At 65.3% G+C, this 11,994-nt stretch carries 8 protein-coding genes and 2 tRNA genes; 7 read left to right on the forward strand and 3 right to left on the reverse strand.

Annotated elements, in window-relative coordinates; all coding sequences use genetic code 11:
• The first annotated feature begins 26 nt into the window (after window positions 1–26).
• On the forward strand, window positions 27–1,157 hold the full coding sequence (locus BBX35_RS15205; RefSeq protein ID WP_067221842.1) for a M20/M25/M40 family metallo-hydrolase: 1,131 nt from the start codon (window positions 27–29) through the stop codon (window positions 1,155–1,157).
• A 1,570-nt stretch (window positions 1,158–2,727) separates the two neighbouring features.
• Here BBX35_RS15205 and BBX35_RS15210 read toward each other — a convergent pair.
• A complete protein-coding gene (locus tag BBX35_RS15210) occupies window positions 2,728–3,225 on the reverse strand; it encodes a hypothetical protein (RefSeq protein WP_067221844.1) in 498 nt (165 codons plus the stop codon).
• 180 nt (window positions 3,226–3,405) lie between these two features.
• Here BBX35_RS15210 and BBX35_RS15215 point away from each other — a divergent pair, with 180 nt between their 5' ends.
• Together BBX35_RS15215 and BBX35_RS23690 are read left to right on the forward strand one after the other, a co-directional pair.
• Window positions 3,406–3,735: a YnfA family protein gene (locus tag BBX35_RS15215; RefSeq protein ID WP_067221845.1), complete on the forward strand. Its 330-nt coding sequence runs from the start codon at window positions 3,406–3,408 to the stop codon at window positions 3,733–3,735.
• 301 nt (window positions 3,736–4,036) lie between these two features.
• Window positions 4,037–4,207 (forward strand): hypothetical protein, encoded by a 171-nt coding sequence (locus tag BBX35_RS23690; RefSeq protein ID WP_171901465.1) that lies wholly within the window; start codon window positions 4,037–4,039, stop codon window positions 4,205–4,207.
• A 388-nt stretch (window positions 4,208–4,595) separates the two neighbouring features.
• On the opposite strand, the gene BBX35_RS15220 is transcribed toward BBX35_RS23690, so the two are convergent.
• Window positions 4,596–4,672 (reverse strand) — tRNA-Pro (locus BBX35_RS15220).
• A gap of 251 nt (window positions 4,673–4,923) precedes the next feature.
• On the opposite strand from BBX35_RS15220, the gene BBX35_RS15225 reads away from it, so the two are divergent.
• The 4 genes from BBX35_RS15225 (at window position 4,924) to BBX35_RS15240 (ending at window position 11,319) form a co-directional block, all read left to right on the forward strand.
• Window positions 4,924–4,998, forward strand: a tRNA-Gln gene (locus BBX35_RS15225).
• A 497-nt stretch (window positions 4,999–5,495) separates the two neighbouring features.
• The gene (locus BBX35_RS15230) at window positions 5,496–6,899 is read left to right on the forward strand and encodes a globin-coupled sensor protein (protein WP_083206345.1); all 1,404 of its coding nucleotides are present in this window, start codon (window positions 5,496–5,498) and stop codon (window positions 6,897–6,899) included.
• Window positions 6,900–7,731: 832 nt separating this feature from the next.
• Entirely contained in the window at window positions 7,732–9,120 is a 1,389-nt protein-coding gene (locus BBX35_RS15235) for a YcaO-like family protein (RefSeq protein ID WP_141687869.1), read from the forward strand.
• A gap of 75 nt (window positions 9,121–9,195) precedes the next feature.
• Window positions 9,196–11,319: an AfsR/SARP family transcriptional regulator gene (locus tag BBX35_RS15240; protein ID WP_083206346.1), complete on the forward strand. Its 2,124-nt coding sequence runs from the start codon at window positions 9,196–9,198 to the stop codon at window positions 11,317–11,319.
• Between the two features lie 137 nt (window positions 11,320–11,456).
• Here BBX35_RS15240 and BBX35_RS15245 read toward each other — a convergent pair whose 3' ends face one another.
• Window positions 11,457–11,819: a hypothetical protein gene (locus BBX35_RS15245; RefSeq protein ID WP_067221852.1), complete on the reverse strand. Its 363-nt coding sequence runs from the start codon at window positions 11,817–11,819 to the stop codon at window positions 11,457–11,459.
• Window positions 11,820–11,994 lie beyond the last annotated feature (175 nt).

An 11,994-nucleotide genomic window follows, 5' to 3' on the forward strand; every position in this document is an offset into this window, starting at 1 on the left:
CCCGCAACCGTTTCAGGAACCTTCCCATGAGCTATCTCGACCTTCCGTTCGATACGGACACGATGCTTGCCGGCCTCAAGCCCTGGATCGAGTGCGAAAGCCCGACCTACGATGCCGCCGCCGTCGACCGGATGATGGACCTTGCCGCTTATGACCTTGCCGCCGTCGGCGCCGAGATCGAGCGCATCCCCGGCCGCATGGGCTTCGGCGGCTCCTTGCGCGCGCGCCTGCCGCACAAGGATTTCGGCAAGCCCGGCATCCTCGTCTCCGGCCATCTCGACACCGTCCATCCCATCGGCACGCTGGAAAAGAACCCCTGGCGCGTCGAGGACGGGCGCTGCTACGGCCCCGGCATCCAGGACATGAAGGGCGGCAACTTCGTCACCGTCGAGGTGCTGCGCCAGCTCGCGCTCGCCGGCATCGACACGCCGCTGCCGATCACCGTCCTGTTCACGCCGGACGAGGAGGTCGGCACCCCCTCGACCCGCGAGCTGATCGAGATGGAAGCGCGCAAGAACAAGTATGTTCTGGTGCCCGAGCCCGCCCATCACGACGGCTCCGCCGTCACCGGGCGCTTCGCCATCGCCCGCTTCAACGTCAAGACTTACGGCCGGCCGAGCCATGCCGGCTGGGCGCTGAAGGATGGCCGCTCGGCGATTGCCGCCATGGCCCGCAAGATCCTCGAGATCGAGGCCATGACCACGGAAGACTGCACCTTCTCCGTCGGCGTCATCCATGCCGGCCAGTGGGTCAACTGCGTGTCCTCCTCCTGCGAGGCGCAGGTCCTGTCCATGGCCAAGCGCCAGCACGACCTCGACGAGGGCGTGAAGCGCATGCTGGCGCTGAACGGCGAGGAGAACGACGTGGTGATCGAGGTGACGCGCGGCGTCACCCGGCCGGTCTGGGAGCCGGACGAGGGCACGCTCGCCGTCTACGAGACCGCGCGCGGCATCGCCGGCGAGCTCGGCTTCGATCTCACCCATTGCAGCGCCGGCGGCGGCTCGGACGGCAACTTCACCGGCGCACTCGGTATCCCGACGCTCGACTCCATCGGCGTGCGCGGCGCCGGCCTGCATACGCTCAACGAGCATATCGAGGTCGACAGCCTCGTGGAGCGCGCCCGGCTCATCGCCGGCCTGTTCCTCAAGCTGAAGTAACGCGCGGTCGTCCTGAAGCTGGAGTGACAGTGCGGCTGTCCTGAAACTGGAGGTGCCGAGACCCCTTCCGCGTCGGAAGTGGCTCGGCCCCTCCCTCAAGCTTCAGCACCCCACCACGACCCACCGGCGCAGCGGCCACCGCCCCTGCGCCGGTTTTGTCTTCAGGTCTCTCTTGTTCTCGCGCATGGCCTGAGCGGGCGAGGGGAGGGGCGCACAGACTTGCCTCCCCACCGAGGTCACCCCGGCTCGCGCTTCGCCTGCGGCCGGGATGACCTCCGAGAGAGAGGCACGACCTCGCATCCCCATAGCCGCTGAAACCGGCAACGCCCTCGCATCCCCTCTGCCGTCACCCCGGGCAAGCGTGAGCTGCGACCCGGGCACATTGGTTTCCAGAGCGGTTGCGAGGGCATGCGGGCCGAGCCCCACGCACCCGTCTCCCCCCTTGAGGGGGAGATGTCGGCGCAGCCGACAGAGGGGGGTGAACAGCACCCGAGATAGAGTGCAGTCCTCTCCTTGCGTCATCCCGGGCAAGCGTGAGCTGCGACCCGGGACCGGCGAGCCGAGGGCCTATGGGGCACGCTCCCCAACGACACCGCCGCCGCGGTGCCTCCCCGGTCCCGGATCGTCGGCCTTCGGCCTCGTCCGGGAAGACGCGAGGAGAGGGTGGAGCGGCAGACACCTGCTGAGGCTGGAGGTTCCGCTCTCGCGCCACCGTCCGCCCCGGGCGGATACTGGACGCCTGCCTGCGCAGGCGTGACCGCGGAGGGTGGACTGAATGCCTCCCGCCCCACACCCGCTGAGGGTGCCAATGGGTCCTGACTCTCCGGCTTCGCCTGCGGCCGGGATGACCTCCGAGAGAGAGGCACGTCCTCGAATCCCCATTGCCGCTGAGACCGGCAACGCCCTCGCATCCCTTCTGCCGTCACCCCGGGCAAGCGTGAGCTGCGACCCGGGGACTATTGGCTTCCAGAGCGGTTGCGAGGGCATGCGGGCCGAGCCCCGCGCGCCCTTCTCCCCCCTTGAGGGGGAGATGTCGGCGCAGCCGACAGAGGGGGGTGAACAGCGCCCGAGATGGAGTGCAGTCCTCTCCGTGCGTCATCCCGGGCAAGCGTGAGCTGCGACCCGGGACCGGCGAGCCGAGTGCCTATGGGGCACGCTCCCCAACGACACCGCCGCCGCGGTGCCTCGCCGGTCCCGGCGATGCGGCCTTCGGCCTCGTCCGGGAAGACGCGAGGGAGGGGCTGGAGCGCAGGAGTTAGCCTCACACCCGTCATGCCGGACCGCGGGACGCGGTAGCGTCATCGCGTGATCCGGCATCCAGATATCGGCCGCGGGCGTCAGCCCGCGCTTCCGATCAGGAAACAGGTTGCGCGCCTTCGGCGCGGCTTATGCGCTGGATTCCGGCTCTGGCCATGCGGCTCCGCCGCAGGCCGTCCGGAATGACGTGAGGAGGGGCCGCACCTCCGACCCCAAAAAGCCGAGGTTGCCAATGGTTTCCGGAGTGCACGGCCCATTCGTCCCCAGAGCGGCGGCAACAACGCGCGGGCGGAGCCTCAAGCTTCCGATCGTGTCAGGGCTGAGCGCCCTGCTTGCCGCAGGGCTGGACGACGATGTCGTAAGCCTCTCTCATGCGCGAGATGTCGAATGATGCCTCGATGAGAACGGTGTCCTTGTCGCGCAGGACCACGTCAAGCGTCCGGCCCCCGACAATCTGATCCAGGAAGTGCTTGGCCGTGTCGGCGTCCGGGAGGCCGAAGGTACGCGTGCTTTCACGGGCGGGCATGGACACGGAGCGAGGCGGCCCCCCGTCGATCCGGTACGTCACTTCTGCGGCATCTGCGTTGATATTCTTCCTGTCGACGGCGAGCACCATACTCACCTCGTCGATAATGCAATACATTCCGAGAGCTACGCGTATGCCGCTTTCGGGCTTGCTCCATAGCACTCCCGTCGTGATCACGGTCTCGGTCTGGTTCGGTCCACCCTGGATCTCCCATTCCGCGCCAACGTTGCTGCCTGTCTGCGCGCTGGCCGCGCCTATCGTGAGTGCCAGCGCGGCGAGTGCCATTCCCGGTTTTCGCATCATGTGTCCTTGTTCGACCTGAGTTCGGATCTCAGCACATCGGCACGTTGCTCGTCCATGTTTCCAGCTCTGCCGGGAGACAGAAGTGGGGGGCAGGTTGCTGCCATGCTTGATCGAACGGCGATGGGATGCCCTAAACGGGAGCGAAGCGAAAAGGGACCCCCAATGCACACGACCGTCCTCTATATTGCGGCAGCGCTGGCAGAGATCGCCGGCTGCTACGCCTTCTGGGCCTGGCTGCGGCTGGATCGCTCGCCCCTGTGGCTGGTGCCGGGCATCATGTCCCTCGTCCTCTTCGCCGTGCTGCTTGCCCTGGTCGAGAGCGCGGCCGCCGGGCGCACCTTTGCCGCCTATGGCGGCGTCTACATCGTCGCCTCGCTCGGTTGGCTCTGGCTGTTCGAGGGCCTGCGCCCCGACCGCTGGGACCTGATCGGCGCCGCCCTCTGCCTTGCCGGTGCCGTCGTCATCCTCGCCGGCCCGCGCGGTCTGGCGTGAAAGGGACGCGCCTCAAGCACCGCTCGGTCCTTCACACCTGCCTTTACTTTTCCGGTCAAATATTGCGCGCCCGCGCACCCTTTTGTCGCAGGCTTCGTGCGGTTGTATTTTCCGGTTCCAAGGCCTAGATCAGGTCCATGTCTGAAGCAGGTCTGAAATCTTTGTTCGCGGTCGTCCGGGGAGCACATGTGTTTCCCGGGGCAAAACCGCTTTGAACCAGGCTTCAAAACGGTCTTGCTCCGGGTTTCCTTCACGGTTTCCCAGTTTTCAGCGCGGCGACCCGCCGCGCCCGGAGAGCAAGATGTCCAGACGCATTCAGCCCCTCATCTGTTTCCACTGCCGGCACGAGTCGCCGCGCGCCGCCGCCCGCTGTCTGCAGTGCCAGCAGCCGCTGCTCCCCGCCGACAGGGCCCTTCAGTCGCGCCTGATGCTGCGCGCCGGCCGGGTCGAGACGGCCGCAAACCGCAAGTGAACCGGTCGCCCGGCGTCATGCTTTTGGGGAAGCGGCGTCGGGCGGCAGCGCCAATGCCGCTGGTTCGTTTCACCTTCCGGCAAGACGGGCGTGGCAGGTTCTTGCCATGAAAGACAATCTCTACAGGTTTCGCCGGCTCAAATGGGGGGCTCCGAAGAAGTTCAAGCTTCTTTCGGAAGACCTCGGAGCGCCGCGCGCGAGGTCGTCTGTCGCGGCTGCCGCTCTTTCCCGTGCTGGCCATCGTCATCGGTGTGATCGGCTTCGTCGCGACGCTGCTTGTGGGGTGAGCACGAAGAAGGATGCCGGTCGGACGAGGTTTCTGCTCGAATATCTGTCGGGGCACGCCTTCTCAGGCGCCGTCCACATCAGCCAAGTGTCTGATTTTGAATGGTCGGAGTGGCAGGATTTGAACCTGCGACCCCCTCGTCCCGAACGAGGTGCGCTACCAGGCTGCGCTACACTCCGAACCTTCGTCCCGCCGGCTGGGCCAGTCGGGTGGAGAGCGTTGATCCGGGCCGGGAGACCGGGGCTCATCCGTGGTGTGGCGGGTTCATATCACCGGCAATCGGGCTCCGCAACCCTGTCCTTGAAAGGTTTTTTCTCCCGCCTGTGGATGACTGCAGATGGCCTCGAATAACCGCCGCGCCGCGATGTCCGCCGGTACGGCGCTGCTTGCGCGGCGCGGGCGCGCTCGCTATACAGTCGAGCCTGCGATTTGGGGCGTAGCCAAGCGGTAAGGCAGCGGTTTTTGGTACCGCCATGCGCAGGTTCGAATCCTGCCGCCCCAGCCAGGTCCTTTCCCAGCCCGATAGTTCGTCGCTTCCGGTTCCTGTTGCGCCATGGCCGGGCCATCCCGTCGTCTGATGGAGCCGTGATCATACGCGCCGTTTCGCCGACGGGGATAAGTACCTGTCAGCAAGGCGCGCGGGCGTCCGGCGGGATTTGCGACGATTGAGAGGCCCCGCGCAAATTTTCGGCTTTTTGAGACGGAATTTTGCAAAATCCGTCTCGAATTCTGCACTCTTGAAACTCGACCGGCGAGAGGAGGGTGTGATTTCGAATCATCACCTATCTTTACGTCAAGATGAAACTTTCATCACAACATAAGGAGATTCCCGTAGCTGTTTCGCTTTCTGTTCTTGGTCATTTCGCGTCTACATCGACTCGACGTCCAGTTTTGTTCGAGTAGAATCTATTTTTCTTGGGCGAATTAGTTATCCGTAAACGGAATCAGGTCACGTTGCGTTAAGCGTCAACTTGTCGACGCTAAAGCGAAAGGACGATTCCCATGTCGGGGGCTGGTAACACACACTCGGGCACGCGCCTTGAATTTGCGCGGATCGACGATGGTACAAGGCAGCAATTGCGGGCGCTTTGGAAGGTTGTCGAACCGGAGCTGCCAGCTGTTCTTGCACGGTTCTACAAGCATCTTCTGACGCAGCCTCAGTTGAAGCAGCTTCTCGGAAGTCGCCAGGCAGCGCTTGAGTCTGCTCAGACGACTCACTGGCAGCGCCTGTTCAGCGCGCGTTTCGACGAAGACTATGAGAACAGCATCAACCGGATCGGCCGCGCGCATAGCCGCATCGGCCTGGAGCCGCGCTGGTACATCGCCGGATATCAGTTTGTTCTCAACGAGTTGACCGCTCTCGTGCTGAAGCGGCACCGCTTCTCGGTCACCAAGGCACAGGGCGCTTTGCAGGCGCTCAACAAGGCCGTGCTGCTCGATCTCGACTACGCCATCTCCACATATCAGCAGATCCTGATGGAAGAGCAGGAGGCGCGCACCCGCGATCTTGCCGATGCGATCGACCGCTTCAAGGGCAAGGTCGAGGTTTCGCTGGCCAGCGTCGACAAGGCTGCCGACACGATGCAGAAGCGCGCCGACACGTTGTCGTCCGTCGCCTCCGCCGCGTCGCAGGAGTCCGTTTCCGCCTCTGCCGCCTCCGAGCAGACCTCGGCGGGCGTCCAGACGGTCGCTTCCGCCGCGGAGGAACTTGCCAGCTCCATCGAAGAGATCGGCCGCCAGATCACCGGTGCGTCCGATGTCGCGCGCCGCGCCAACGTCCAGACGGACAGCGCCTCGCACGAGGTCGGGCGCCTGTCGGTAACGGCCCAGAAGATCGGCGACGTCATCGGTCTGATCCAGGCGATCGCCGAGCAGACCAATCTCCTCGCGCTCAACGCCACCATCGAGGCGGCCCGCGCCGGAGATGCGGGGCGGGGCTTTGCCATCGTCGCGCAGGAGGTCAAGAACCTCGCCGGCCAGACCTCCAAGGCGACCGAAGACATCGCCCAGCAGATTGCCGAGATCCAGACGGCCACCACCAATGCGGTCGAGAGAATCGGCTCCATCGCCTCGACTGTCGGCGAGATCGATGCGCTCACCGCGACCATTGCCGCCGCGGTGGAGGAGCAGGGCGCCGCAACGCGCGAGATCTCGATGAGCGTCCAGCACGCGGCGCAGGGTACGGTCACGCTGACCCGCAATGTGACGGGCGTCAACGCGGCCATCGAAAAGACCGAAGACGCAGCACGCGACTTCCTGACCGTGTCCGGCGATCTGCGCGGCCAGTCCGGCCAGATTTCCGAGCAGGTTCGCGACTTCTTCGCGGAGATCCGGCGCACGTCGGAAACCTCCGGCCAGAAGGGTGCTCAAAAGGCCTCCGGCAAAGGCTCCAGCCGGGCGGCCTGACGGGGGCGGTCCGCAAGTCCGTTTCAGGCGCATCGCACCTGCAACGGACTTCGGATCTTCGCCTTCCTCAAGAAAAGAACAGCAAAAATCAGTCTGACTTGTGCACGTGGAACAATGCGTTACGTGGCGGGGCGTTCGGCAAGGCGAAGCGACAGACGTCCGTTTGCGGCCCTGGGGCTACCGACACCCTGAAACGAAACTGCCCGTTCGCGTGCAGGCGCGAACGGGCAGGAACGTTTGAAAGCCCTGGACTAGGTCTTCTCGTATATTTGGTGCCGCCAGGCCCAATGATTTGGACGCCGAAGCGCCGTTGAAATTCACGTTGCCGATCCGCAATCGGCAGGAGCTCCCAAGATTGCCGACCGCACAGCACGACGACCTCCGGAGCCAAGCTTTCGTCCCCCCTCCCGATCGAGCCGAAAAGGCCGGATTTCGGGAAAAACGGGCCGGATCAACTCGCGATCCGGCCCAGTTAGGTCACGTGCGATCCGCAGCCTGAAAAGCTCCGGGCGGCCCGCTGTGACTTGCGACGCCTGTCCGGCAGGGCGAACTGCCGGTCCGGGCCGCGCCGAAGGCGCGTCGGAAAGGCGCCACAAGGGCACTCGTCAAACTCGATTCCGTCAATTCCCCGAAGTCGGCCGGCGGTTACGCGGATCCTCCCACGGAGCCGCAACCTCCACGTCCGGTCCCGCATCACGCGTCCGCACGGCCTTCAACCGGGTGTCATGGAAATCCGCCCCGATACCGGAAAGACCGGCTGCGCGAACCCCCATCCAATTGATTTTTCGATACAACAACAGTTAGCGTTATCTCTGCGTGATTTTTCCGCCGGTTGCGTGAAGCGACGGAGCGAAACGATCAAAACGAAGCCGGGGACCGACACATGCGGGACGAGACCCGACGGGCGCTGACCCTTGCGGCCGAACACCTGGAAACGCACGACGACCTGCCCGACGCCTTGGGGCCGGCGGGTCGCTTCCTGGCCTATCTCACGAACGGCAATGCGGACGAACTGGCCGGCGACCGCGACCTTGCCCGCCTGATCGGCGTTGCCGCGCGCCTGGAGCGCCTGTTCGAACTGGCCCTGCCGGACGCCCCCGGGCTCTTCTGTTTCGGCGCGGAGGTGGCGCCGCAGGTCTTCGGGGCGGCGGTGGGGGCTCGCGGTTCGGTTTCGGGCGTCGGGGAGACGCGGCTGGAGGCGTTTCGCGCCTGCCTCGGCGAGGCGGTGGAGTATCTCTCGCAGTTCGAGAGCGCAAAAGAAGCGCGTCCCGGATCGGGCGGGCATGCCTTGAGCGACGCCGCTGGCGAGGGCTTCTGGAGCGATGCGGAAAGCCTTGCGCTGGGTCTCCAGCCCCGGCCGGCGGCAGAGCATGTTCCCGCGCTGGATCTCGCGGCAGGGCAGCACGGCCTGGTACCGGCAGAATTGTGCTGGCGCCGGCGGGAAAGCGACGCGGTCCCCTTCGCGCGCGGCCTTGGCGTTGCCGCTGGGCGCAGCTTCGGCGAGGCATGCCGCCACGCCATGCTGGAATGGATCGAGCGGGATGCGGTCGCCCTGTGGTGGCGCGGCGGCCGGCGCGGCCGGGCGCTTGCGGCGGAAACGCTGTGCGCGCCGCAGGTCGGGGGCAGGATCGCCCGCTGGCGAGGCGGGAATGCGGCCCGGTTCAGCTGGTTTCTCGATCTTACCGGCGATCTCGGCGTGCCCGTTGTCGCGGCCCTGTCCGTCGATCGTCAGGGCAAGCGCTTTGCCTATGGCTTTGCGGCCCGCCCGACCATGGCCGGTGCCGTGCTCGCCGCCTTCACCGAACTCGCGCAGGTGGAGCTGGCCGACCGGGTGGTGGATGCCAAGCTGGCAGAGGTGGACGAGAAACGCCTGAACGACACGGATCGGTTGCACCTTGCCCGGCGCAGCCTTGTGAAGCCCGACTGGGAAGCGCTGCAACCGGCTGCGGCGCCCGCCGTCGGCGGCCGGGACCAGAGCACGACCGCACATGAATGGCCGGCCGAACCGGGGGATATTGAACCCCTTTCAGCTCTCGCCAAACGAAATTTTCGTGTTCTGGCAATTGACCTTACCCATGTTGATCCGGGTATAAGCGTGGTGCGCGTGCTGGTGCCGGGATTGCAACCTGACCCGTCTGCGCTGGTTACGCCGCGGCTCCAGCGGCAGCGGGCACTTCGTCCCTCCGCCGGTTTTCCCGGTGACCGTGTCCGGCTCTACTGAATGCTTTTTTTGAACCTTTTCCAGAATTCAGGGTGTTGGAAAACGGGGACCGGGTCCTGCGGGATCTGACGTGGCATGCAGGGGCAGGGTGACGTGGAGGACATGGGCAATCGCGAGGTCGCGGAACACGGGCGGAGCGCGGGCTCCGGACGATCCCGTCTTCATGGTGTCGTCCTCGGCGTGCCGCGCTTTCTCGTCGACGGCAAGCCCGTGTCGTTCCGCTCCCGCAAGGCGGAAGGCCTGCTGGTCCGGCTGTGCCTGACGGGCGACGGCCGTCTGTCCCGCGAAATGGCCGCCAACCTGTTCTGGCAGGACAGTTCCGAACATCATTCGCGCTCCTCCCTGCGCCAGACGCTGCTGATTTTGCGCCGGGCACTTGAAGATGCCGGTTTCGACGGCCTCGACAGCGACAAGATGAACATCCGGCTGGATCTGGAGCGCGTCACGCTGGACCTGGAGGATCTGGGCACGGATGGCAGCGATGTTCCGGCCCGGCTGCTGATCGAAAAGCGCCTGTCGGAGCGTCTTTTCGAAGGCGGCGAGATGCTCGCCGAGCCGTTCCACAACTGGCTGCGCCTGCGCCGTCAGCAGTTCCACGACCAGTTGCGGGCATTCCTCGAGCCAATGGTGCGGCTCGACAGCGGCAACTGGAAGCGCATGGAGCAGGCGGCGGTGGCGCTGCTCAACCTCGACCCGACCCATGAGCCGGCGTGCCGCGCCTTCATCACCGCGCGTGCGGTGCAGGGCGACTACACCGGCGCATTGCGAGCCTACGAGGACCTGTGGAACGTGCTGGAGGACGAGTTCGACACCCAGCCGTCCAACGAGACCCAGTCGCTGATCGTCGACATCAAGCTCGGCAAGTTTTCCGACTGGCTGCGCCGCGAGCGCATGCGTCTTGCCGAGGAAGCAGCGCAGCGCGCGCCCGCATCGCCCGCCACCGAGCGCACGGCCGGCGAACACGCGCCCTTCGTGGTCCAGCACGTCAACCCGGTCATCGTCGTCGACCAGATCCTGCAGATCACCGAGGCGGACCAGGATATTCGCCTCGCCAAGGTGTTCCGGCACGACCTGATCTCGCGTCTCGTTCGTTTCCGCGAATGGTCCGTCGCCGACGAGGTGACGGAAGAGCTGTCGCGCTCCGCGGCTCCCATTTACCGCGTGTCGATCAGCGCCATGCGCGCCGAGCGATCCGTCTCCTATTCGGTGACGGTCAAGAACTCGCGCACCAACGCCTATGTCTGGGGCCGCAACTCGGCGGTCGACATCGGCGAACTGTTCGCCCGCCAGTCGATGCTGGTTGCCGAGATCGCCATGGCGATGAACGTCAACATCTCGGCCGAGCGGCTGGCCAACATGTCGCGCATCCCCGATGCCTCGCTCGACCAGTACGACCGGCTGTTGATGGGGCAACGGCTCCACTACACGTGGAAGATCGAGGATTCCCACCAGGCCGAGGCGATCCTCGACCGGCTGATCAAGGACAATCCCCGCTTCGGTCCCGCATATTCGAGCCTGGCGCAGATCATCAATTCCCGGCACATCGTCTTTCCCGGCCAGGCGCAGACGCCGGAGACGCTGGAGCGGTCCGCCGGGCTCGCGCGCATGGCGCTGGCGCTCGACCCCTTCGATTCGCGCGGCTATCTCTGCGCTGCCTGGACCCTGGCGCTGCAGCGCCGGTTCGAACAGGCGGAGGCGCAGCATCGCCAGGCGCTGGAGCTCAACGACAACGATCCCTGGACCGCGCTTTCGGCGGCGCACGGGCTTGCCTATTACGGCCATCGCGAGGAAGCGCTGGCGATTGCCTATCGCCACCGTGAGAACGGGTTGCTGACCTCGCCGCTGCACTGGAGCTACTTCGTCGGCATCACCTGTTTGTGCGGCGACCATGCGGCCTCCATCGCCGCGTTCCGCTATCTCAGCGACGGCTATCTCGGCGTCGAGGCCTGGTACGTCGCCGCGCTCGCGCTGACCGGAGAAGACGAGGAGGCCCGCGCCCAGGCGCGCCATCTCAAGCAGAGGGTGACCGACAGGTGGGTTCTGCCGCAGCCGCCGGACGATGCCGACATCGCCCGCTGGATCGGCAACTGCTTCCCGATCTCCTCGCCACGGACCTGGGACGAAATCCACCAGGGCCTGTCCTCCGCCGGGATCATCCTGCCGGCGGACCTCGCACCCGAAGGTGCGACGCGCCGCTGACATCCCGAAGATGCTTCAGGAATGGGGCCGCGAAACATCGAGGCAGCCAATAAAAAGGGCCGTGAAACATCGCGGCAGTCACTAAAAAGGGCCGCGAAACATCGCGGCCCTTCTGCATCTCCCGGATGCCGGGAAGCTTACGTGCAAACGGCGATCGTGTAGTCGGCGACCCGGCTGAGATAGAAATCGTGCTCGCTCATCTCGTCCTTGCGCGCATAGAAATCCGGCAGCGGATAGGCCTTGGCCGAGGCGTCGCCGTATTTGGCCAGGGATTCCTCGGTCATCCGCCGCGGCGGCAACCGCAGCAGCAGAACTTCCTCGCAGGCCTGGATCACCTGCAGGGCCTTGTAGGTGTCGGGGATGGTGGCGATGTCCTTGGTGGCCTGCTTCAGGCCTTCCAGCGTCTCCGGCCAAGGCTTCGCGCCCGTGGCATATTCGGTGATCAGCTGGCCGAAGGCCTGGTAGTCGTGAATCTCGACCTTTTTCAGCTCGTCGGTCATGTATTGCCCCATGAAATACGTTGGCTCAGGAAAACGCCAGGCGGCCGCTCCGGTCTTCCCTCGGCGACAAGGTCGCCTCCCGACGCAAAACCGGCCATTGAAATAACTTGGCGGCGCACTGGCGCACAAAAGTCATGCAAATCACTTCATGACTTTCGAAATTAGAATCGGCGCG

Source organism: Stappia indica, from assembly GCF_001696535.1.
Lineage (GTDB): Bacteria > Pseudomonadota > Alphaproteobacteria > Rhizobiales > Stappiaceae > Stappia > Stappia indica.

Bases quoted from the DNA above. Each gene is read 5' to 3' on its own strand.
- BBX35_RS15205 (WP_067221842.1), top strand. From the start codon at position 27: ATGAGCTATCTCGACCTTCCGTTCGATACGGACACGATGCTTGCCGGC.
- BBX35_RS15210 (WP_067221844.1), bottom strand. From the start codon at position 3,225: ATGGCACTCGCCGCGCTGGCACTCACGATAGGCGCGGCCAGCGCGCAG.
- BBX35_RS15215 (WP_067221845.1), top strand. From the start codon at position 3,406: ATGCACACGACCGTCCTCTATATTGCGGCAGCGCTGGCAGAGATCGCC.
- BBX35_RS23690 (WP_171901465.1), top strand. From the start codon at position 4,037: ATGTCCAGACGCATTCAGCCCCTCATCTGTTTCCACTGCCGGCACGAG.
- BBX35_RS15230 (WP_083206345.1), top strand. From the start codon at position 5,496: ATGTCGGGGGCTGGTAACACACACTCGGGCACGCGCCTTGAATTTGCG.
- BBX35_RS15240 (WP_083206346.1), top strand. From the start codon at position 9,196: ATGCAGGGGCAGGGTGACGTGGAGGACATGGGCAATCGCGAGGTCGCG.
- BBX35_RS15245 (WP_067221852.1), bottom strand. From the start codon at position 11,819: ATGACCGACGAGCTGAAAAAGGTCGAGATTCACGACTACCAGGCCTTC.